We start from the raw sequence: 22,285 nt of genomic DNA, 5'->3' as shown, positions 1-22,285 counted from the left end.
AAGGCCGGTAAGCACCCGGTGTCTGTCTGAAGTGGGTCCCATGAAACACTCCGTGCTTGCCGTGCTGATCCTCGCCACCCTCGGCGGCTGCTCGACCGTGCCGCGTGACGGACCGTCGGGTCGTGCCATCGATCAAGGGGCCATGGCGGATGCCGACGGTGCGTCCTATGCGATCGTGCCGCTGGACTATGCCGTGGCCGAACGGATCAAGGCGACGGCTGCACCCTATGGCGGCTCTCTCGCTGCGGCCGCCAGCACCCAGCCGGTCGACATCATCGGCGAGGGCGACCAGCTGATCGTGTCGGTCTTCGAACCGAGCGGCGCGCTGTTCGGCGGCGGCGGATCCAGCACCAACGTGCGCTCCGGCGGCCAGGCCCTGCCCGCGGCCACCGTCGACCGCGCGGGCGCGGTCACGGTGCCCTACGCCGGTGCCGTGCGTGTGGCCGGGCTGACCACCAGCGAGGCCGCCGCCGCCATCCGGCGCGCCCTGGTCGGCAAGGTCGGAAACCCCCAGGTCAGCGTCGTCCTGTCCGAGAACGCCTCCAACACCGTGACGGTCCTGGGGGAGGTGCGCAGCCCCGGCCGCAAGCCCCTGTCGGTCAACGCCGCCACCATTCTGGACGTGCTGGCCGCAGCAGGCGGCTCGCCCCGTCCGGCCCAGGACGTCCGCGTCGACCTCCGGCGTGGGGACCAGACGTTCTCGGCCCCGTTGACGGCCGTGTCCTCCGATTTTGCCGAGAACATCAGACTACAGCGCGGCGATCTGGTCAGCCTGTCCTATGTGCCCCGTCGTTACCGGACGTTCGGTGCGGTCAACGCCATCACCCTCGTCGACATGCCGGCCGGTGAAACCACCCTGGCCGACGCCCTGAGCCGGGCCGGCGGGCTGAACGACGGTGCGGCCAATGCACGATCCGTCATGATCTTCCGCTTCGAACGGCCGGAAGTCGCCCAGGCCCTGGGCGTGACCCAGCCTGCCACCATCCGGGGCGTGCCGGTCATCTATCGCCTGAACCTGGAAGAAGGGGAGGGGCTGTTCACGGCGGGCACGTTCGTGATCCAGCCCGAGGACATCATCTATGCCCCGCGCGCCCTGTCGGCCGAGGTCAGCAAGTTCTTCGGTCTGATCCAGCAGGTGACCCGCGTCGTCTACGATCTGTCCGTGACGAGCACCCTGACCACCAACTAAGGACCGTCGGCATGTGGCGCGACCTGTTCCGCCGCCTGGGTGCGTATCGCGGTCGCGCCGGTTCCAGGGCCGACAGGCCGGTCGAGCCCGACCTCTGGGAGACGGTCGGGCGGGTGCCGCGCCCGGGATCTGACCTGCTGACGCGGATCGAACGGACCGCACTGGACGTCTATGCCAGTCACGGCCTGCCCACGGTCCATGGGCATTATCGGCGAGCGCCCCGGGGCCGATCGTGGACGTTTCTGGGCGACCACCTCGCGCCGGAAGCCCGCTGGGCGCTGCTGGTCGACAGGCCTCCCGAAGCCGGCTGGCGCTATGGCACCCTGGCGGACATCGGCCGCTCGGGGGACGCCGAGGTGCAGGCTGCGGCGGCGCTTCTGGCCGACTGTGCGCGGTTGCAGACCGTCCTGATGGCCGGCGGGGGCCCGGACATGCTGGACACCCTGGAGGCGGCCGTCCGGCTGGGCGCGGACTGGCGGGCTCTGGAAGGCGGTCGTCTGAAGGTGGGCAATACCCGGCTTCGCCTGACGGCCCCCGCCGAGGAACCCGACAGGGAAGGCCCTGTCGAAGCCCGTCCGGTCAGGAACCCGCGACGCAGGACGCCGCGCGCCGGCTAGACCGCCCGGTCGCCGAGCGAGGGCTTAGTCCCGCAGCAGCTCGTTGACGGCCGTCTTGGCGCGGGTCTGGGCGTCGACGCGCTTGACGATCACGGCGCAGTACAGCGACGGACCTCCGTTGGGGTCGGGCAGGGCACCCGGCACCACGACGGAATACGCCGGGACCTCGCCGCGCAGGACCTCGCCCGTCGCCCGGTCCACGATCTTGGTCGAGGACGAGATGTAGACGCCCATGGCCAGGACCGCGCCCTCGCGCACGATCACGCCCTCGACCACCTCCGACCGCGCGCCGATGAAGCAGTTGTCCTCGATGATGGTGGGATTGGCCTGAAGCGGTTCCAGGACCCCGCCGATGCCGACGCCGCCCGACAGGTGCACATTCTTGCCGATCTGGGCGCAGGACCCGACCGTGGCCCAGCCGTCGACCATGGAGCCGTCATCGACATAGGCCCCGATGTTCACGAAGCTGGGCATCAGGACGACGTTCCGGCCGACGAAGGCCCCCTTGCGCACAATCGATCCCGGCACGGCCCGGAAGCCCGCTTCCCTGAAGTCGTTGCCGGTCCAGTCGCCGAACTTGTTCGGCACCTTGTCGTACCAGGGGCCGACCCCCGGGGCGGGCGAGGACAGGCCCCGATCGCCGCCCCGCATGATCTCGTTGTCGTTCAGCCGGAACGACAGCAGCACGGCCTTCTTGAGCCACTGATGCGTCGTCCAGGTGCCGTCCTCGCCGCGGGACGCTACCCGCGCCTGGCCGGAATCCAGCATGGCGATGGCGGTCTCGACCGCCTTGCGGGTCTCGCCGCCGGTGGCGGGCGTCAGCTCGGTGCGCGCCTCCCAGGCGGATTCGATCGCGGCTTCGAGGGCGGCGGGGTCGGTCATGCGGCATCCTTCAGCGAGAGGGGGTTCAGGAAGTCGAGCAGGTCGGGGGCGGTGGCGTCGACCCAGTCGCCGATCTCGTGGCCATGGCCGTCCCCGATCAGAACCGTCGCCATGCCCAGGGCCTTGGCGGGGGCCAGGTTGCGGGGCGTGTCCTCGAAGAAGACGGCGCGATGCGGATCGGCCCCGAACCTGTCGAGGAAGCGGCGATAGGTGGAGGGGGCCGGCTTGGGCGTCAGGTCCATGTCCTCGATGGCGAAGACCCCGTCGAAGCGGGCAGTGATACCGATCCGCTCCAGCACGCGGGCCGCGTGGAAGCGGGCACCGTTGGTCAGCACGTACTTCTTGCCCGGTAGGCCGGCCAGGACGGCGTCGAGCCGGGGATTGGGCTCCAGGCTATCCAGCGGAACGTCGTGCACCTCGCGCAGGAAGCGCTCGGGATCGACGGCATAGTTCGCCATCAGGCCGGCCAGGGTGGTCCCGTGCTCGTTCAGGAACTGCTTTTGCAGCACGCGGGCCTCGTCGGCGGGCAGACCCACGGCGTCGACCATGAAGGCGTTGATCCGACCCTGGACCAGACCCATCACACCCTGCTCGCGCGGATACAGGGTGTCGTCCAGGTCGAAGACCCAGGTGTCGACATGGCTCAGGTCGATGCTCACGCCTTCACCAGCGTCCCCGCGCCGTATTCGGTGAAAAGCTCGACCAGCATGGCGTGCGGTCGCCGTCCGTCGAGGATGACCACGGCCTCGACCCCGGCCCGGACCGCGGCCATGGCGGTCTGAAGCTTGGGGATCATGCCGCCCGAGGCGGTGCCGTCGTCGATCAGGGCCTGGGCCTCGGACAGTGTCATCTGGCGGATGATGTCGCCGTTCCTGTCCATCACGCCCTTGACGTCGGTCAGCAGCAGCATCCGCTTGGCGTGCAGCGACCCGGCCACCGCACCGGCCACGGTGTCGGCGTTGACGTTGTAGGTCTGGCCGTCGTCGGCCACGCCGATCGGGGCGATCACGGGCACCCAGTCGTCGGTCTCCGAGGCGATCAGGCCGGCGATCAGCTTGGGGTCCACCTTGGTGGGTTCGCCCACGAAGCCCAGGTCGACCTCGTGCTCGATCAGGCTGTCGGGGTCGCGCTTGGTGCGGGTGGTCTTCTCGACCGTCAGCAGGCCGGCGTCCTTGCCCGACAGGCCGATGCCGCGCACGTCGGCCTCCTTGCCGGCGACCGAGATCCAGTGGGCGATCTCCTTGTTGACCGCGCCCGACAGGACCATCTCGGCCACCGCCATCGTGTCGCGATCGGTGACGCGCAGGCCATCGACGAAGTTCGACTTCACGCCCGCCTTGTCCAGCATTGCGCTGATCTGGGGCCCGCCGCCGTGCACCACGACCGGATTCACCCCCATCAGCTTCAGCAGGACGACGTCGGCCGCGAACTGTTTCGCCACGGCCGTCTCGCCCATGGCATGGCCGCCGTATTTGATGACCACGGTCTCGCGATCATAGATCTGGATATAGGGCAGCGCCTCGGCCAGCGTCTTCGCCGTGGCCCAGCCCCGCTCCTCGGATTGCCGTTCGAATTCGTCCATCGGCGCGAGATAGCGGTGGGCGGAGGCGGTGTCACGGGTTAAGGCATCGCCATGAGTGAGTGCAACCCAGACGTTCAGTCCGAAGATGTTCGCGCCATTCTGCGGGACAACCTCTTCGAGAACCCCGATGTCGGCGATCTGAACGCGGCGATGGAGACCGATGTCTGGGTCGTCAGCATTCCGAAGTGCAGCACGACATCGATCCAGTACGGGCTGCAGCGGCTCGGTCATCGGGTGATCCATGCCCACACCAACCCCTCCACCCATGAGGCGTTCGCCAACGGCCATGTGCTGGCTGATGCGGGGATCGGCATAGAGGATATCCTCAAGGCCCGTCTGGAGACGTCCTCGCGACGGCTGCATTTCTTCTTCGGCTATCGCGAACCTGTGGCGTGGTGGGTCAGCCTCGCGGGCCAGTTCGCGCTGGACTACGAGGCGATCGCGGCCAATCACCCGCACGAGATGTCCGGCCAGACCCACCCTTGGAACAAGTATTCGATCGAGGACATGGAGCTGATCGCCCGCAAGGCCTTCGGGGTCGATCTTCGCGCCGAACCCTTCGATCACGAACGGGGCCTTCGGGTGATCGAACAGGACGGATTCACCATTGTCCTCTACCGGGCCGACCGGATGGAGGCTGTCGAGGGCTATATCCAGGCCGAGATCGCCCCCCGGTTCGAGATGAGCCGCGACCGTGTGAACCTCGATCCCCGCTATCTGGCCTTCAAGGACGGATTCACGCCCTCGGCCGACGTCGTGGCGCGGCTCTATGAAGATCCGTGGTTCCGCTATTTCTTCACGGCTGTGGAGCGGCAGGCCCGTCTGGCCGCGCTGTAGCCGGCGCGAGTCGGTCCCCGGCGTTCTGGATGATGATCCCGATGCTGGTCGCCGTGAACTGATAGAGTCCGATCTTCAGGTGTGGCGGCGCATGTGGCGGAAAGTCGATGTGGGCGTCCCGCTCTCCATTGGCGCCGGGCCAGAAATTCCAGTCCCGGACCGTATGACCCATGTCGACGAGCTCCCGGGTCAGGGCCTCCAGATCGGTCTTGCGAAAGATGCAGGTCGGCCAGCCGTCGATGGTGTCCGTGTTCGAGGACAGGTTGAACTCGGTCGTGTGCACCGCAAGGCCGCCCGGTTTGAGCATCCGCATGGCGTTCTTGACGAAATCCCCGGCCGCCTGGATGCCGCCCAGATGCTCGATCGAGCAGGACGACCACAGGAAGTCGAAGACTCCCGTGTCATCGGGCAGGTCCAGCATGTCGATGGTGCGCGTCTCGACGTGGAGCCTCATGTCCTCGAGCGAACAGATGCCGGGCTTGAACAGCGCCTCGACGGTGTCGGAATGTTCGCCCGCGGACGCCCACATGTCCTTGGCGTCCTGCGGTCCGTCCGAAGCCAGGATATCGCAGCCCTGGGCCACGAACATGGCGGGCAGGGGCTCGGTGCCGACGGCGAAGACGAGGCCGCGCGCCCCCGTACCGAACAGTCCCGCGTCCTCGATGACGCGATAGATAAAGCTCCACTCCCAGTATTTGCGGTGCAGTTCGTCGGGCGGATATCCCGCCGTTTCGCAAAAGCGCCTGTAGTGACCCTCGTCGGCCTGGCTGGCGGTGCACATCTGGGACGTCGGCGTCTCGAGCGTCGGCTCGAAGATCTCTATCCGCCCGTCGATGGCGTCCGGCACGAGAAAGATCGGAATGGCGTAGGACTGGGCGTGGAGGGTGGTGAACTCCCCCGTGTTGGTCAGGGATCGGCGCAGGGCGCCCATGTCCGGATTGGTCCTCTGAAGGTCGATGGTCGCCTTCGATTCCGGCTCGCGCGACAGCAGGACGCGATAGGCCCAGCTGACCTCCTCCTCGGACAGACCGGTGAAGGGGCGGGCCTCACCGTGCTCGCCGACGTCGAGAGGCCCGTCTGGAGTGGTCGGGATCTCGGTGCCGGGCGTTGCTTGGGGCGGATACGGCATGTCGGCCTGACGGGTGCAGGAGGCTCGCGACGCGAAAGCCAGGGCCGACACCATGGGCGGATTGTTCACCCGCCTCAGGTCAAGCGCGCGCGTCGGCGTTCGGTTGCACGTTCAGCTTGCGTCCGGCTGATCCCCGGTTGTCGGCCCGTCAGAACGCGGGTGTCGCAGCAGGCCTGTCAGGCCTGGGGGCGCGCCCGGACATAGACCTCGTTCGGGACGACGGTATCCCAGAGCCTGTAGCCGCGCTCCGTCATATAGTCCCGGTAGCCGGGGTCATCGAACAGGTTCTCGAGAATGACGACGCGCGGGGCGAACCGCTCCAGATCGAAGCCGCGCATGACGTCCAGCTCCCAGCCCTCCACGTCGATCGCCAGCAGGTCGATGCCCGTCACTTCCGGCGCGAACTCCGCCATGAGGCGATCCAGACGTCGGACCACGACCGGAATCTGGAAGGTCCTGGTTTCGACGGTGCCATGCAGTTCGGCGAACTTGTCCCGCAGACCCAGGGACGAGAACGATTCAAACGTCACGTTGACCCCGTGATAGATCGAGTCCCGGCTCTCGACGACGGTGAAGCTCGCCTCGTCCTCGTCATGGTCGCTGCAGGCGAACTGCAGCACCGCGTAGCCCCGCTTGCGATGTTCCTCGCAGAAGGCCGGATTGGGCTCCACCGCCAGGATCCGCCAGCCCCGGTCACGGAAGCGACGGCTGATCGACAGGTCGTCCGGGTGCGCGGCCCCGATTTCGACCATGACACCGGGCGCTGATCCATCCGGGAAATGAGCTTCCTGAACGATCCGGTCGATATCCCCTTCAGCGGACATGGCAGGGTCTCCAGCGTGGCAAGGATCGGGAAATGTACGGTTCTGTTCTAATCGGCGCGCGGGAGGACGCAACCCGCCGTCGCGGGCGGACGGCACGTGACATCCTCTCTTTTTGGTGTAGTGAGGCCCCATCTCGGCTGAACGTAGGGTGGACCTTGTCTTTTGATCTGAGCCCCGTTCTGCATGCCGGCAGGACGGCCAACCTGGCCCGTACGCGCGCAGAAGGCCAGGTCCTGGTCAGTATAGGCGCTGCCGGCCAATGGTATTTCGACTGGATCGACGCCACCTGCGGCGCGCCCGCACGCCATATCGGCGTCGAATACTACTCGGCACCGCCGGCGGTTCTGCCGGCCAATGTGGAATGGGTGGCCAATACAGCGGGCTCCATGCCCGACGTCGAGACCGGCGTCGCGGATCTGCTCGTGTCAGGCCAGAATATCGAGCACCTCTGGCAGGAGGAGGTCGCCGGATTCCTGGCCGAGGCGCACCGGGTGCTCCGCCCCGGCGGTCGCATGATTATCGACAGCCCCAACCGGACGATCACGCAGATCTACGGCGGTGCCCATCCCGAGCACATGGTTGAACTGACGGTCGAAGAGGCCGTGGAGCTGGTGACGGCCGCCGGCTTCGACGTGCAGCGCGTGGCCGGCATCCTGCTGTGTCGCGACGCGGCCACGGGCGAGGTCCTCCCGATCGACGGCCTGGCGGAGATCTCGCCGCCCGCGCTGGTGTTCCGGTCCGTCGCGGCCATCGACGATGCCGAGAACTCCTATCTCTGGTGGATCGAGGCGGTCCGGGCCGACCGCGAGCCCGACACGGCCAAGGTCCTGGACATCATCGACCGGTACTGGGCGATCGGTTGGCCGGAGCGGATGGACCGACTGGTGACCACCATCGGCAAGCCCGAGACCCTCGCCGACGGACGCCTGGCGTGGCAGTCCGACATCGGCGACTCCGGCCCGCTCTCCTTCGGGCCCTACGCGCCGATCAAGGCGGGCCGCTATCGGACCACCCTGAACGTGATGCGGACCACCGACATCAAGCCCAGCCAGATCCTGGGCCACGTCGACGTGATCGTCGGCGACGGTTCCGTCGTCGAGGGGCGTACGGAACTGACGGGCAAGACGCTGCCGAAAGGTGAATGGAAGCCGATCACCCTCGATTTCGAACTCGCCGACATGCGGTTCGGTTTTCAGAACCGGCTGTTCAGCTACGGCGTTGCCGGGCTCCGGGTGGAGCGCCGGCTGAAGTTCACGGCGCTTTGACGGCCCGGTTCGCCGCGCGTCGGCGACCCTGAGATCCGGCCGGAGCCTCGACGGGCTCCGCCGGTTCCAGCCAACGCTCCATCAGGGCGATGCTGCGGATCGCGACATTGCTGGCGGAATCGCTGATCACGCGGAACTCGGCGTTGGTGATGGGTTCGTCGAGGTCGAACTGAAGGATGACGGGGCGGGGCTCGGCCGAACGCTTCGGCAGGGTCGTCACGGCCACCATCTCTTCGACGACCGTCTTCGCGCCGAAGTTTTCGATGACCGCGCACTCGAGCGTGCCCCTGGGCCGGTCCAGCACGAAGGCGTCGATCTCGACGCGGTAGCGACCCCGCGGCAGGCTCACATAGGGGCCGTAGCAGAGCACGCCCTTGAGCCCGCCCGACATCATGACCGGATCGGCGTCCTGTCCGATCATGGTGCTGATGGTATGGCCCGCCCATTGGCCGGCCTCGACCCAGGAAAAGCCCTTGTAGCCCGCCTCGCGAAGTCGTTCGGCCAGGTCCCCGCTGGCCGGTCCGTGCAGGGCACCGTCGAGAACCGCCTGCAAGGCCACCCGCCTCTGGTCATAGCTGCTCATCGTGGCATTGGCGGCGGACAGCTGGACGATCTCCGCGTTCTTGCGACCGATCTCGTCGTCGTCACGACCGAAGGCGTCGTTCCACACATGGATCTGGCGCGCCAGGGCGCCGGATGCGGCGATCGCCTGCTGCTCCACGGCACGGGCAAAGCGTGCGCTGATCGGCGCGGCGGGCGTCTCACGTGCCGCCGGTTCCAGCGGTTTGCGCAGGGCCAGATGGATCGGACAGAACAGGAAACCCTCGTGGAAGATGACGAGGTTGGGAAACACGTTCTTCTTCTGGTCGACGGTCCGGGGCGACCTCACGCTGGATCCGAAATCCTTCAGCACCGCCCGGGCATCGTAGGTCTGGCGCGACAGCTCGAAGGTGGGCGCATCCAGCAGTTCCAGGCCGGACGGTTCCACGATGTATCGCTGGATGAGATCGGGCGTCAGCAGCAGGAAGTCCTCGTCGAAACCGGTCGCGCCGTTCGGCCCTTCCAGCAGGAACTCGGCGACGACGGAGGCGACTCCGCCCGGCTTCAGCACGCGCCCGATTTCTTCCATCGCGGCGGCCAGGCTGCCGGCGGAGCCGAGGCGGCCGATCTCGCCACTGGCGAAGACCCCGTCGAAATGACCGGAGGGCAGGCCGAGGGCGCGGGGATCGGAATGCACCGGGATGACGCTGCCGCGCGCGAGGGGGCGACGCGTGTACTGTTGCGGCCGAACCATCATGGAGGCCGGCGTCACGTCGGAGCGCGGCGTGACCTCCAGATAGCGGTCGGCGGCGAAGACCATGCATCCCCGCTCGGCGACGGCGAAGGTGGTCGGGCCGGCACCCGCGCCCACGCCGCAGATCACGCTGCCGGCCTTCAGAAGGCCCGCACCGTCCAGGGTCCGCAGCGCCATGGCGGTTTCCCACAGCTTGCAGTCCGGGGTGACGGATGCGGCGTCGAAGCCGAACTCTAGAGTGTCTTCGAAGGCAGCGGCTTCGAGGTAAGGGCTGAGCTCAGCGTTCGCAAAATCCTCGATACCGATAATCTTGCTGCGGGGAAGCGTGTCCATGGCCTCTTCTTCTTCAGTATGCGGTTCAGGCTGCGATCGCCTCTATGGTGTTTCTGGTACTGAGCGTATGAAATCCGCCGCAGTTCGGCAGCGGTGTCACGGTTGCAGATGGTCTGCAGCACGGCGCGCAGGCCCGGCTCCAGCGCCTTGTCCTGCACCACCAGGCGCGGGTCGTAGGCATAGCCGCTGTCCTCGTTCACGATCACGGGCCGCCCCATCGACAGTGCACGGACGAAAATGTGCGAGAGCTGGCCCCTGATCTGCTTCCGGAAGCAGAAGACGGCATCGCACATGGCGATCTCGGCGTCGAAATCGTCCTCGAGAACCGGGTTGGAATAGATCAGGCGGGATCCGATCCCCAGTCGTGCGAACTGCGCCCGGGTGTCGTCGAACAATTGCTGATCGATGATCTTGCCCGACAGGACGAAGAACAGCCGGCGGGCTTCACCCTCCGCCTTCTTCTCGGCGATGAACCGCGCGGTGACGTCGATGATCTCGGCCAGGCGCTTGATGTCGTTCAGGATCAGACCGAAATGTCCCAGCACGATGTCGTCCGCCTGGACGCCGTGCCGGCGCCGGGCGGCCTGAGCGGCCCGGGCGACCGCCGGCCCGCCGCGCGGGTCGATCCCCAGCGGCACGAAGGCGAATGAGCCCTCGAGTTCATCGAGGTCGTTCTGCAGTTCGCTGTCGGCCTGCCGGGCCTCGCGCATCTTGGCCAGAACCGGCTTGGGCAGATGCGAGACCAGGGTGATGGGCTTTTCCACCAGCCAGTCCGCCGAGAGGGCGGGTCGGCTCTTCTCCGCCGTGTCCCGCTTGTTCACCAGGTGAGACAGGGCCAGGTCGGTCGCCGCGGCCGTGGCGGCGCGCTCCGAGGAGCGCGGCAGGCTGAGCGCCAGATCGTCGAGCTGCCCCTTCTGCGCCTTGAAGTGCCAGAGCCCGGGCACATAGGCCCGCTCGTGGATAAGCAGGACGTCGCTCGCCTGGGCGTGGGCCTGCAGAAGCTCGATGCCCGGATAGAGGGCCTGGGAAAACGCGAGATTGAACAGGCCCGGCACTCCCGGGTGCCGCTTCTGGAAGTTCTCGTATTCGCCGTGGGCCGCCAGTCTCACATTCGGCGTGTGAGAGACGGTCTTCTGGTCGCCCTCCGAGAAGAACAGGACGACATTCGAGGGGGTGCTTCGGACGTAGCAGAGGGAGTAGTCGGCCACGCCGCAGAAGCTGCCCGGGATCGAGGAGAAGATCTTGAACTGGACGTCCGAGAACCAGCGGGCGCTGGCCTCGACCGCCGACTGCAGGGCGCGATCCGCCACGATCGCCGAGTCCCGCCAGTGACGCAGGTAGTAGGACCGGACGTCGTCGAAATAGGCGGGGTCCGGGTCGGTCGCCAGGAACGTCGCGAACGCCTCCATCGGCAGAACCTGGTTGTCGGGGTCGAGCCAGAACACCGCACCGGCGTCACTCCGGTCGCTCTTGCCGAGGATCTCCCGGTTCATCGCAATGTCGAGCACGACGACCTTGCGGCGCAGGAAGATCGCCTCAAGCAGGGGAATGCCGAAGCCTTCCTCGAGCGACAGATGCGACACGACATGGGCGCGGGACTGGAGCTCCAGCTTCTCCACCTCGGTGACCGAATAGGTCGCCTCGATGCCCTTCAGCAGCCCGGCATTCTTCAGGTGTTCGAACTGGTCCTTCGTCGGCGCGTTCACCCGCACCTCGGCGACACCGGCATCCACGATGTCGCGATACATGCGGATGGCGACATCCGGGTTCTTGGACCGGTGCCCGCCCACCATGCCGAAGAGGTAGGGCGCATCCCCGTCCTCCCGGGCCGCGCCCGCCCACGTCTCGTAGATCGGATCGAGCCGCGGGGCGATGACGCTGATGGCTTCCGGGGCCAGACCCAGGAACTGCGCCGCCTCGAGGGCGACCGTTTCCGAGATCGAGATCACGTGATCCGCCTTCAGAACCCGCGACAGGCCGTTGTAGTAGATTTCGACGACCACCTCGTTGGTGATGTAGTCGTGCAGCAGCTTCAGCGGGATGAAGTCGTAGCAGATCGTGACGACCGGGCAGGCCAGCAGGTCGAACCGCATCGGCGACAGGAAGGGCGTGGCGTCGACGTAGAGGTCGAAGCCGTCCAGGGCGACCAGTTTCGAGAGGAAGGTCGTGAAGTTGTGGGCGTCGCGGTAGCGCAGCTCCGTCGTCGGAGCCAGGGTCTCCACATTGTAGTTCGCGTACCGGATCCCGCAGGTCTGCAGCAGGGGCGACGACCGTTCCAGATGGCAGTCCTGGAACAGAAGCACGCAGACCTCGTGGCCCTTGCTCTGCAGCAGATCGATGACGTGATCGACATAGCGGCCCATGCCGCGGTCGTAGGCGCCGGAGGAATAGACGCGGCCGTCGACGAGCACCTTCACGGTTGAGGCTCCGTCGTCGCCCCGTCTGGACGCGGACCCAGGGCGTCGAGGCTTTCCGCGAGACGGTCGAAAGCTGTCTGTGCGATGCCGAGGGCCTCGTTCCGGATAAGGTCCATCTGATTGCGCTGAAGCGTGATCAGATCGTTCTGGTGGTGGAACGCGCCTGTCAGCTCGTCGATCCGCCCTTGCAGATCGACGACGGCGCAAGGCGTGAAATTGTCGAACAGGCAAGGCGGAAGGGCGAACGCCGCCAGCCGGTCGGCATCCTCGCTGCGGACATAGTAGCGGTTCAGCCCGTCGAAATAGGCAAACAGGTAGTCTGCCCCGAGGATCAGTGGCTCCATCGTGGCCCAGGCGGCGCGCTGGCTGAAGGCTTCCGTCGCCTCCAGGACGATGATCCGTGGACGGTATATTCTGAAATCGGTGCTGGCGACGATCGCGTGCTCGGCACCCTCGGCGTCGATTTTCAGGAAATCGACGCAGGCATCGCCCACATGTTCCTTCCAGACGGAGTCCAGTCGCCGCGTCTCGACGGTGATGTCGTGTCGGGGCGCGGGGTTGAGGGCCACCACCTCCGGCTCATGGTCCGCGAGCCGGGACAGGCCGGTGCCCTCGACCACGTGGAAGACGGCGCTGGCGTCCGTGTCGCTGACGGCGCAGGCGAGGGTGATGTCGCGCGGTCGTGCCTCGAGGAGGCGCTCGGCGAATTCCGGGTTCGGCTCGATGTTGATGCCGCGCCAGCCCATTTTGTAGAAGGCGTTGGTCACCGACAGCTCCACCGGGTCGCAGGCCCCGATGTCGATGTAGAACCCCGTCCCGATATCCTGGAGGGCGCGACGCAGCATGACGTCCTCGAAATTCTGCGCATAGGTCACCATGGCCGGCAGATAGCCACCGCCGGGCGTGACCAGTGGCTCCTGCTCGACCGTCTGCTGTCTCACAGCGACGCGCCCGCATGGCCGGTGCGCAGGTAACCGCGTCTCATGCTCGTCCTCGGAGTCACGGAAGTCCCCCCACCACGGCCTTCGCCTGCAAAGGGCGTCGTACAGACCTTGCCCGCCTCGTCAAGGACGGTTTTCGCCGATGGCCCGCCCGGCCGGAGAACAGAGGAGCGTCGTGGCGCCCAGGGCATGGATCGGGATCGGCGGGCTGCAAAATCGGGCTTTCGGACACTCTTGGGTTGGGATAGGTCCAAGGCTCGACATGCCGACTCCGGACGGAGGCGGCGAGGGGGCAGGCAGGAATGAATCTCAAGGCATACAGGCAGTACGTCCACACACTGGCGTCGCTGCATCGTCAGTATGGTGTCGCGGACGCGGAAACGCGCGCGACCGTCCCGACGCTTGCGACCCTCAAGGCGGCCCCGGACAAGGAACGTCTCGAACTGCTGGCCGCATCGATGCGGGCGCGCCTGACACGCATCAGCCCCAAGCTGGCGGAACAGTTGCTGGCGGAGCCCTGGCTTCGCCACCTGACATTCGGCGACATCGCGTTCTCGGTGCCGATCATCAACGAACAGGGCGTCGAATGGTACGGCTCTGCCCCGCCGGAGAATTTCGACTTCACGATCGAACGCAGCATCGGCCTGCTCGATGAGGCGAGGGTCGTCTACGACTTTGGCGGGCACCACGGCGTCTGGGCCGCCTACTACGCCCGGGTCGTGGGCGACGGCGGGTTCGTCTATTCGTTCGAGCCTTCGGTGATCAACGTCGAGGTGTCCGCGCTCCTGTTTCTGCTGAATGGCATTTCCAACGTGGTCAACATCGGCGCGGCCGTCGGGACGATGACCGATCACGACGGGGCCGAGGGCAGCAGCACCGGCATGCTGGTCGATTTCGTCGAGCAGATGCGGGTGATCGACGTGCGGTCGCTCGCCTGGCGCTACGGCGACTTCATGAAGATGGATATCGAGGGATTCGAATACGATCTGCTGACCCGTTTCCCGTGGCTGTTCGATCTGGCCACCCACATCCATCTGGAGCTGCACATTCCACATCTGGAGCGACGCGGCCTCGACTACCGCGATGTGACCGCCCTTCTGCCGTTCGAGCAGTTCGAAATCCACAACTCCGAAGGGGGCGTCCTCGAGCTCGTGACGCGGGATACGCCGCTGTCGGGGTATTGCAGCCTCATGATGCGGCGACTCTGAGCTGCTCCATGTCGTCCGACCCCGGGAGAGTCCGTTGCTGATCGAGTCGAGCGAGATCCTGTCGAGTTGCAAGGCAGCCCTGCTCCGTCGGCTGAAGGTCGCGGGCCGGACCATGTTGCATCTCGATTCCCCAGTCGTTTCCGGTCCCCCCGTCTTCAACCGCGGGCCGGGTGACCAGGCCCGGCATCTGGACGTCAGGGACGGCGACGTCGAACGCGCTGAAGACGGCTGGATCGGACGCGACCGGGACGGCCGGTTCGACGCGGCGGCGGGCACCGTCGACATCATCTGGGCCGACCAGGGTCTTGAGCGCCTTTGGCCCGAGCAGATCGTCGTCTTTCTGTCGGAGGCGAGGCGTCTTCTGAGCGCCGGGGGCGTGCTGATCCTGGCGGGTACGAACCGGGAGGTCGCGGGTCCCGCGCCGCGACCGGCGCGGCCGGTTGAGCTGACCTGGGCCGAGGCCGTTGCCCTGGTCCAGGCTGCAGGGTTTGACATCACGCGTCCGAAAGGACTGCTGCTGGCGCGCGGACCCGACGGGGAGCCTCTGGAGGCGGTGTCGGACCCGTCGTCCGCAGTCTTCGACATGGTCACCCGGGCCGTGGCGGGTGCGGACGCGCCGGAGCGTTCCCTGGTCTGGTGGGCCGAGGTCCGACCGTCTGATCGCGCTGTCGATGTGGAGCATATGGACGTGCTGCTGCAGCGCGCCGCCGCCGCGACGGCGCGCAACAGCCTTGCCCTGACCGACGTGAGCGCGGCCTCATTGCCCGAGGGCACTGTGCGTGTCGGGCGTCGTCTGCCCCTGCGCGCAGGGCGCTACCGCGCCACGGTCCATGTCCAGAGGTCCGGCAAGGCGAGCGCGCCGTCCTCGGGCGTGATCGAGGCCCGCGTCGGCAGCGACGAGGTGGTCGCCCAGGCGCAGGTCGATGCCTCCAGTGTCGGGAGCCGGGCCTGGGTGCCCGTGCATCTGGAGTTCGAACTCGAGCGGCCGGTGGATAACTTCGACGTCCTGTTCACGCCGTCGGGCGCGGGGGACATCCGTGTCCGCCCGGAACTGGATGTGGCGTCGATTTTCTGGAAGCCCATGCAGGCCGCCCTGGCATGAGGCAAGGCAGCTTCGCCCGGTGCCGATCGCCCGGCGAACCGGCGTCTGCGGTTGACGCTGCATAGGCGACAGCATAGAGATTAACTGAAAAAATCCAAATAGCGTCCAAGGAATTTATGATGAGAGGCAGCTATACTCGCCTTGAGGCTTGCCGTGTGAGTGGGAGTCGCAATCTGATTCCAGTACTCCACCTCGGCGAACAAGAGTTGACTGGTGTTTTTCCTCGTCCCGGTGAATCGGTGACGTCGGGTCCTCTCGAACTTGTTTGGTGCCCCGATAGTGGCCTTCTGCAACTGGGGCACAGTTTCGATCCAGGCGAGATGTACGGCGAAAACTATGGTTATCGCTCGGGTCTGAATGCCTCGATGGTCCGCCATCTTACTCAAAAGATCGGGTTTCTCGAGAAGCTCGCTGATCTGAAGCCCGGCGATACTGTTCTGGATATCGGCTCCAATGACGCGACGTCCTTGAAGGCCTACTCCACATCGGGTCTGACGCGCATCGGGATCGACCCGACGGGTGTCAAGTTCAAGGAATATTATCCGGACGACATTCGTCTGATTCCGGATTTCTTCTCGGCCGAGAACTTCCGCAAGGCGGGTGGAGACCGTGCCCAGATCGTGACGTCGATCGCGATGTTCTACGACCTGGACAACCCCATCGCCTTCGCACAGGACATTGCCGCCGTGCTCGCGCCGGACGGCGTCTGGCATTTCGAGCAGAGCTACATGCCGGCCATGCTGCGGACCGTGTCGTACGACACCATCTGCCACGAGCACCTCGAATACTATTCGCTGGGCGTCGTGCAGAAGATCCTGGATGCGGCCGGGCTGCGCCTGATCGATGTGCAGATGAACAGCGTCAACGGCGGCAGCTTCGCCGTCACCGCCGGGCACAAGACGTCCCAGCGGCGCGCCAACGACGCCGTGATCGACTGGCTCCTCGGCCAGGAGGACCGGATGGGTCTGAACACGGTGCGCCCGTTCCGCGAGTTCGAGGATCGGGTCTTCCGCCACAAGGCCGATCTGGTGCGTCTGCTTCAGGCGCTGGCCGCAGACGGCAAGAAGGTCCTGGGGTACGGCGCGTCGACCAAGGGCAATGTGACCCTACAGTTCTGCGGGATCACCGAGAAGGAAGTCCCGGCCATCGCGGAAGTGAACCCCGAGAAGTTCGGCCGCGTCACGCCGGGCACGCGCATTCCGATCATCTCCGAGGCCGAGGCCAAGGCCATGAATCCGGACTACTATCTGGTCCTGCCCTGGCACTTCAAGGAAGGTATCCTGCAGCGTGAGCAGGAATACATCGCCCGGGGCGGCAAGTTCATCTTCCCCTTCCCGGAGATCGAGATCGTCTGACCGGGACGGGCCGCTCCGGCGGCCCGTCCGCCTGCCGTCCAGCCGGGACGCCGGGCCGCAGCGCGCGGGCGCAGGTCGTTTCTCATCGGACAGGACATGATGGCCAGCCGACAGCCCCAGATCCTATACGTCGACGCCCGCGCGCTGCAGGACGACAACTACCGCTTCCGGGGCGTGGGCCAGCATTCCGCGGCCATCCTCCAGGCGATCCGGCGGTTCCCCTGGCCGGAAGGGCGTCCCAGGATCGTGGCCGTCGTCGATCCCTTCCTGGCGCCCCTGGCCCCGGTTCACGACCTCCTCTTCGACGAAGCAACGAACCTGAAGCGGGCCCGGAAGGCCGATGGACCGGGATGGTTCATCAGTCTTTCGCCCATGACCCACGATCCGATGAAGGTCAGCGGCTTCCTTCTGGACCCCGATCTCTACCGGATCTGCCTTTTCTACGACCTCATCCCGCTCGACTTCCCCGAGCGCTATCTGATGAACCCCGGCGCGCGATCGGACTATCTGGTCGCCCTGGCGTGGCTGCGCCGGTTCGACGCGTTCGCCTCGATCTCCGAGTTCAGCGCCCAGGCCGTCATCGCGCGCACCGGCGTGGATCCGGCACGGGTCTTCGTCTCGAACGTCGCCGTCAGAAGCGAACTGCTGCCGCGGCAGGGCGATTCCGATATCCCCCATGACCGGCGCCGGCATATCGTCGTCGCCGGCGGTGGCGATCCGCGCAAGAACCCGGAATGCGCGCTGGCCGCCCATGCCGCCTCCGCCGTCCTGAGGCGGCAAGGCGTCTCCATCTCGGTCTTCGGCGCCTATCCCGAGCCGATGCGCGACGAACTGAGAACCCGCTACCGACAGGCCGGCGGGCGACCCCAGGACCTGACGTTCCACGCCCATCTCTCGGACGAGGCCCTGCGGGCGCTGTACCAGTCCAGCCTGGTGACCATCGTGCCGTCGCGCGCGGAAGGCTTTTCCATTCCCATCGTCGAGAGCAGCGCGGCGAGCACGCCCGTGCTCGCTTCGGACGTCGGGGCGCACCCCGAGCTGGCGCGCGATCCCGCCTGGCGGTTCGGTCCCGATGACGTCGATGCGCTGCGAGGCCAGCTCGAGCGGCTGGTCGAGGATCCTGCGGCCTGGGACGGCCTGCGGCGGGCCCAGGCGGATCTGTGGCAGGGCTATACCGTCGAAGCGGTCGGCCAGCGGTTCATGGAGGGGGTTCTGGCGCGCGTGCCCGAGCCGGTCACGACCGCGACACGTCCAGGCAGCCCCGCGATCCAGCGCGGGGCGCGGCCCCGGATCGCCGTGCTCAGTCCCCTGCCGCCGGCCCAGTCCGGCGTCGCCGACTATACGGCCATGACGCTGGCCCCGCTCAAGGCCGTGGCCGAGCTGCATGTGTTCACCCCGACCGCCGACGCCCGCTGGGAAGAGGGCTGGGCTTCGTTGCAACCGGTCGCGGCCGCCGAGTTCAGCGCGATCCGGTTCGACGCCACCATCAGTGTGGTCGGCAACTCGGATCATCACGTCGAGATCGTGGACTATCTGCTGGAGAACGGTGGCGGCTGCATCGCGCACGATGCCCGCATGATCAATTTCTACTACCTGCTGCGCGGGGTGCCCCAGGCCATGCAGCTCGCCTCCGACGAGATGGGCCGGCCTGTCGACCAGGGTGAGCTGACGCGGTGGCTCCATAACCAGCGCGAACTTCCGACCCTGTTCCTGTCCGAGGTGGCGCGCGCCAGCGAGCCCCTGATGGTGCATTCGCCGACCACCGCCAACGAGATCGCGCGGCTGTATGGAAAGACCCCCCGCCTGCTGCCGTTCGCCCAGTACCGCCGGTCCCTGCTGAACCGGCTGAAGCGCGCGGATCGGGACCGGGCGCGAAAGGCGCTGGGCATTCCGGCGGACCGGGTCGTACTGGTCACCTTCGGCCTCGTCAGCGAGGACAAGGCCCCTCTGGAACTGATCTGGGCGCTGAACATGCTCAGAAGCTGGGGCGTCGATGCGGAACTGGTGTTCTGCGGGCGCAACCAGCACATGAAGGCGCAGTTGGGGGCCCTCGCGAACCAGCTGGGTCTGGTGCCTTTCGTCCGCACCTTCGATACGGCGATCGACGACGCCACCTACGACAACTATCTGGTGGCCGCCGACATCGGGGTGCAGTTGCGGACCTATCAGATGGGCGGCCTCTCGGGCGCGCTCAACGACTGCATCTCGGCGGCGCTCCCGTCGATCGCCAATGCCCACCTGGCCGAGGCGATGCAGGCCCCGGACTTCGTGAAGCGCGTGCCGGACGGCCTGTCGTCCCTGCTGATCGCCGAAGCCGCCCTGGGGATACTTTCCGAGAGCGAACGCGGCCAACGCCCGGTCGCCGAGGCCCGCGCGTTCGCCGAAACCCGATCGCCCGCCGGCTACTGCCAGGCCCTGCTGGGCCACCTCGACATCGACATCGACGTCAAGGCGGCGATGGTGGCTGCCGGACAGGGCTGATGGGCTCGCTTTTCATCGACGTCACGGAGTTCGTCACCAATCCCATCCGGACCGGTATCCAGCGCGTCATCCGCGAGCTTCTGGGACGCTGGCCGGCCGATATCCCACGCCGGGTCGTCTGGTTCGACGATCGGGTCGGGGGGCTGGTGCCGGTTCGCGAAGAACTTCTGGCCTATCTGATCGACAGTCCCAGCGACCCGGTGCTGGACGGTGAGCAAACGAGACGCAAGAGCCTAGACTTTCTGGCGTCCACGACCCCGCCTGCCCTGGACCTGCGCCGCGAGGATCGCGTCCTGGTGCCCGAGCTGTTCGCCTCACGCGCCCGGGCCCTGTTCTACCGGCGCCTTCAGGGCCGGCAGGTCTCGATCCGCGCCATCGTCTACGACATCCTGGCGTGGACGCAGCCGGACGCGCTCAACATCACCACCGTCGGACCGTTCAACGACTATCTCGAGTTCCTGAAGGTGACGGAGGCCCGCTGTCACATCTCCAGCGCGGTGCGCGACGCCTATACGCAAAGAGTGCTGCGACGGCCGGGCTCAGCCGATACCGTCATCGTGCTCGGGGCCGATGCGCTCGGCCGCAGGCCTGCCGACCTGCCGGTCCTGCCCCAGCTGCTGTGCCCCGGGGCCCTGGACGGCCGCAAGGGCCAGGACAGGATCTTCGACGCCTATATGGCGATGCCCGAGGCCGACCGGCTGCCGCTCATCATCGCCGGCCGCGTTCCTCCGGAACCCCGCGAGTCCATCCGTCGCATCCTCGACTCATCCTGTCCCACGGTGTCGGTCATCGACGATCCCGACGACACCCGTCTGTCCGAGCTGATCGCCGGCTCGCAGGGCTGTCTGTTTCCCAGCCAGTTCGAAGGGTTCGGGCTGCCGGCTCTTGAGAGCCTGTATCTGGGAACGCCAGTGGTCATCGACGCCAATCTTCCGGCCGTCTCCGGCCTGCCGGCCGCGGGCCAGATCCGCCTTGAAAGCCAGAGCCGCGACGACCTCGTCAGGGCGCTGCGGCAGATCAGCGATCCCGCATCGGCCGCAGCCTTGCGCCAGGCCGCCGCGACGCTGCAATTGCCGACCTGGGCCGACTATGCCGGACAGGTCGCCGCCTGGGCCAGCCAATGACCGGCCGCGCCATGAGGACACCTCCGGGGAAACCGCCATGCTGAAGAAGCGCATCAAGAGAGCTCTGCGAGCCATCGGGCTGATCAAGCCCCATCAGGGCGCTGCGATCGGCAAGCGCGGCCTGCCCAATCAGGCCCAGGCGCGGGCCATCGTGACCCAGCTCTACCAGATCGTGCTGAAGCGGGACCCCGGAACGGCCGAGCGGGACGGCTACGCCGTGTCGCTGTCGTCCGGCGAGCTGTCGACGCCTCAGGTCGTCGAGGCCCTGATCGGATCGGGCGAATTCGGCAGCGCCTTTACCCGGCATGCGAATGTGGCCGAGGCCCTTTCCGCGGCCGTTCTGGGCAATCTTGCACGGGTCACGGACGACACGGCGATCCGGGCCTATGCGGCCGGCCTAATGGGGTCGCTTCCGTTCACGGACTTTCTGCGCGAGATCTGCGAGTCGCCCGATTTCCGCTCGACCTGGGGCGTCGGGAGCTCGTCAACCGGCGGCGCGAGGTCTGCGAGCTCAAGGGGGCTGACATCCAGCGCCACTGTGACCGTGCCGGGTGATCTGGGCGAGATGGTCGAAGGCCTGATCGCGGCGCGGATGATCGGCCAGGGGACCGTGCTGGGCCTGCCGCCGATCCATGGCTTCGAGCGCCCGCCGATCCCCATCAGCCATCTGACGGCCCTGATCCGCACGCTCGACATGCTGGGAGACGGGGAGGGGGCCAGATCGCGGCCCGAGGTGTCTCAGCCGGTGTGACGCCGGTCGCGCGCGTGCTGCAGGACGTCCGTCAGCATCGCGTCCATCGATCGTGTCGGTGCCCATCCGGTCAGGCTGCGCAGCCGGTCCGAACTGATGCTGGCCACCGGAATGTCGGCATTGCGGAAGCGTTCCGGATCGACCACCACGCGCGCCCGGCTGCCGGCCAGTTCGATCATCCGGTCCAGGAGACCGCCCACGCTCCGCGACTCGCCCGAGCAGACATTCAGGGTGGTCCGGTTGCCGAAGCCCGTCAGTTCGCTCAGCACGGCGATATAGGCGTCCACGACATCGTCGACGTGCAGGAAGTCCCGGCGGGCCTCCAGATTTCCGACGCGGATCTCGTCCTGGCCGGCCACGATCTGCTCGGCGAAGGACGGAAGGGCGAACTTGACCTCCTGGCCCGCCCCGCTGTGGTTGGACGGCCGGCAGACGATCAGCTGGGAGGTGGCGGGCAGAACGTCGTCGAACATGGCCTCGGCCGCCAGTTTGGAGCGCGAGTAGGCCGACTGCGGCTGGCAGGGCGTGTCTTCGGTGACGGTGCCGTGGTTGAAGGCCAGTCCGTAGACTTCGGACGAACTGACATACAGGGTCTTGGCATCCGGCACATATTTGCCGATCGCGCGGGCCAGGTTCAGGCTTCCCGACAGGTTGGTGCCCCAGGTCGCTCCGGCCGCGCCCACGGCCGATGACTGGGCCGCCAGGTGGACGATCAGGTCCGGACGCGCCGCCGCGACGACACCGTCGACGGAGGCACCGTGCTCAAGGTCGAACGCGAGGAAGTCACAGTCCGGGACGATCACGTTCGACCGCCCCACCACCACGACCCGCGAGGTCGCGGGCAGGGCGTCGCGAAGACGACGGACCATCTTGCGGCCGACGAAGCCCGCGCCGCCTGTGATCAGAACGGCACCGAAACCCAGCACGGGAGACACGGGCTTTTCAGGCATGGAG

General features: G+C 66.8%; 19 protein-coding genes and 1 pseudogene. 11 read left to right on the top strand and 9 right to left on the bottom strand.

Annotation, left to right across the window (positions count from 1 at the left end):
* The first annotated feature begins 40 nt into the window (after positions 1-40).
* The gene (locus tag BRESU_RS16455) at positions 41-1,189 is read left to right on the top strand and encodes a polysaccharide biosynthesis/export family protein (protein ID WP_013270703.1); all 1,149 of its coding nucleotides are present in this window, start codon (positions 41-43) and stop codon (positions 1,187-1,189) included.
* Between the two features lie 11 nt (positions 1,190-1,200).
* On the top strand, positions 1,201-1,806 hold the full coding sequence (locus tag BRESU_RS17495) for a hypothetical protein (RefSeq protein ID WP_013270702.1): 606 nt from the start codon (positions 1,201-1,203) through the stop codon (positions 1,804-1,806).
* Between the two features lie 24 nt (positions 1,807-1,830).
* Here BRESU_RS17495 and dapD read toward each other — a convergent pair whose 3' ends face one another.
* The 3 genes from dapD to argB are packed head-to-tail and all read right to left on the bottom strand — an operon-like array spanning position 1,831 to position 4,270.
* Positions 1,831-2,688, bottom strand: coding sequence for a 2,3,4,5-tetrahydropyridine-2,6-dicarboxylate N-succinyltransferase (gene dapD, locus BRESU_RS16445; RefSeq protein ID WP_013270701.1), 858 nt, complete (start codon positions 2,686-2,688; stop codon positions 1,831-1,833).
* Positions 2,685-3,347: a pyrimidine 5'-nucleotidase gene (locus BRESU_RS16440; RefSeq protein WP_013270700.1), complete on the bottom strand. Its 663-nt coding sequence runs from the start codon at positions 3,345-3,347 to the stop codon at positions 2,685-2,687. Before BRESU_RS16440 ends, dapD begins: the two co-directional genes overlap by 4 nt.
* Complete coding sequence (gene argB, locus BRESU_RS16435; protein WP_013270699.1) at positions 3,344-4,270, bottom strand: acetylglutamate kinase; 927 nt, start codon at positions 4,268-4,270, stop codon at positions 3,344-3,346. Before argB ends, BRESU_RS16440 begins: the two co-directional genes overlap by 4 nt.
* A gap of 51 nt (positions 4,271-4,321) precedes the next feature.
* Between argB and BRESU_RS16430 the strand changes: the two genes are divergently transcribed.
* The gene (locus tag BRESU_RS16430; protein WP_013270698.1) at positions 4,322-5,107 is read left to right on the top strand and encodes a hypothetical protein; all 786 of its coding nucleotides are present in this window, start codon (positions 4,322-4,324) and stop codon (positions 5,105-5,107) included.
* Here BRESU_RS16430 and BRESU_RS17020 read toward each other — a convergent pair.
* Both BRESU_RS17020 and BRESU_RS16420 read right to left on the bottom strand, forming a co-directional pair.
* Positions 5,067-6,305, bottom strand: a complete 1,239-nt coding sequence (locus tag BRESU_RS17020) for a class I SAM-dependent methyltransferase (protein WP_156796202.1) — start codon at positions 6,303-6,305, stop codon at positions 5,067-5,069. The two genes, BRESU_RS16430 and BRESU_RS17020, sit on opposite strands and share 41 nt — an antisense overlap.
* Before the next feature lie 107 nt (positions 6,306-6,412).
* The gene (locus tag BRESU_RS16420) at positions 6,413-7,060 is read right to left on the bottom strand and encodes an FkbM family methyltransferase (RefSeq protein ID WP_013270696.1); all 648 of its coding nucleotides are present in this window, start codon (positions 7,058-7,060) and stop codon (positions 6,413-6,415) included.
* Positions 7,061-7,215: 155 nt separating this feature from the next.
* On the opposite strand from BRESU_RS16420, the gene BRESU_RS17015 reads away from it, so the two are divergent.
* The gene (locus BRESU_RS17015) at positions 7,216-8,325 is read left to right on the top strand and encodes a methyltransferase domain-containing protein (RefSeq protein ID WP_013270695.1); all 1,110 of its coding nucleotides are present in this window, start codon (positions 7,216-7,218) and stop codon (positions 8,323-8,325) included.
* Here BRESU_RS17015 and BRESU_RS16410 read toward each other — a convergent pair.
* Genes BRESU_RS16410 through BRESU_RS16400 form a run of 3 tightly spaced genes read right to left on the bottom strand, consistent with a single transcriptional unit; the run spans position 8,312 to position 13,310 of the window.
* Positions 8,312-9,952 (bottom strand): class I SAM-dependent methyltransferase, encoded by a 1,641-nt coding sequence (locus BRESU_RS16410; protein WP_083777575.1) that lies wholly within the window; start codon positions 9,950-9,952, stop codon positions 8,312-8,314. The genes BRESU_RS17015 and BRESU_RS16410 overlap by 14 nt on opposite strands.
* On the bottom strand, positions 9,853-12,369 hold the full coding sequence (locus BRESU_RS16405; protein WP_013270693.1) for a glycosyltransferase: 2,517 nt from the start codon (positions 12,367-12,369) through the stop codon (positions 9,853-9,855). Before BRESU_RS16405 ends, BRESU_RS16410 begins: the two co-directional genes overlap by 100 nt.
* Complete coding sequence (locus BRESU_RS16400; RefSeq protein WP_013270692.1) at positions 12,366-13,310, bottom strand: FkbM family methyltransferase; 945 nt, start codon at positions 13,308-13,310, stop codon at positions 12,366-12,368. The genes BRESU_RS16405 and BRESU_RS16400 overlap by 4 nt, the downstream gene beginning before the upstream one ends.
* 302 nt (positions 13,311-13,612) lie before the next feature.
* On the opposite strand from BRESU_RS16400, the gene BRESU_RS16395 reads away from it, so the two are divergent.
* From BRESU_RS16395 to BRESU_RS16370, 7 genes and pseudogenes are all read left to right on the top strand, one after another.
* The gene (locus tag BRESU_RS16395) at positions 13,613-14,518 is read left to right on the top strand and encodes an FkbM family methyltransferase (protein WP_013270691.1); all 906 of its coding nucleotides are present in this window, start codon (positions 13,613-13,615) and stop codon (positions 14,516-14,518) included.
* A 34-nt stretch (positions 14,519-14,552) separates the two neighbouring features.
* Complete coding sequence (locus BRESU_RS16390) at positions 14,553-15,620, top strand: hypothetical protein (protein ID WP_013270690.1); 1,068 nt, start codon at positions 14,553-14,555, stop codon at positions 15,618-15,620.
* Between the two features lie 116 nt (positions 15,621-15,736).
* Positions 15,737-15,934, top strand: a pseudogene (locus BRESU_RS17815) (class I SAM-dependent methyltransferase); the annotation flags it as partial.
* A gap of 51 nt (positions 15,935-15,985) precedes the next feature.
* Positions 15,986-16,975, top strand: coding sequence for a class I SAM-dependent methyltransferase (locus tag BRESU_RS16385; RefSeq protein ID WP_245528577.1), 990 nt, complete (start codon positions 15,986-15,988; stop codon positions 16,973-16,975).
* Positions 16,976-17,071: 96 nt separating this feature from the next.
* Positions 17,072-19,456: a glycosyltransferase gene (locus BRESU_RS16380; RefSeq protein ID WP_013270688.1), complete on the top strand. Its 2,385-nt coding sequence runs from the start codon at positions 17,072-17,074 to the stop codon at positions 19,454-19,456.
* Positions 19,456-20,580, top strand: coding sequence for a glycosyltransferase (locus tag BRESU_RS16375; RefSeq protein ID WP_013270687.1), 1,125 nt, complete (start codon positions 19,456-19,458; stop codon positions 20,578-20,580). The genes BRESU_RS16380 and BRESU_RS16375 overlap by 1 nt, the downstream gene beginning before the upstream one ends.
* Before the next feature lie 37 nt (positions 20,581-20,617).
* Positions 20,618-21,331: a DUF4214 domain-containing protein gene (locus tag BRESU_RS16370; RefSeq protein ID WP_013270686.1), complete on the top strand. Its 714-nt coding sequence runs from the start codon at positions 20,618-20,620 to the stop codon at positions 21,329-21,331.
* Here BRESU_RS16370 and BRESU_RS16365 read toward each other — a convergent pair.
* Positions 21,319-22,281, bottom strand: a complete 963-nt coding sequence (locus BRESU_RS16365; protein WP_013270685.1) for an NAD-dependent epimerase/dehydratase family protein — start codon at positions 22,279-22,281, stop codon at positions 21,319-21,321. The two genes, BRESU_RS16370 and BRESU_RS16365, sit on opposite strands and share 13 nt — an antisense overlap.
* Positions 22,282-22,285: the final 4 nt, after the last annotated feature.

The sequence above is a fragment of the Brevundimonas subvibrioides ATCC 15264 genome, assembly GCF_000144605.1.
GTDB lineage: Bacteria > Pseudomonadota > Alphaproteobacteria > Caulobacterales > Caulobacteraceae > Brevundimonas > Brevundimonas subvibrioides.
This window is presented reverse-complemented; position numbering and strand designations above follow the sequence as displayed.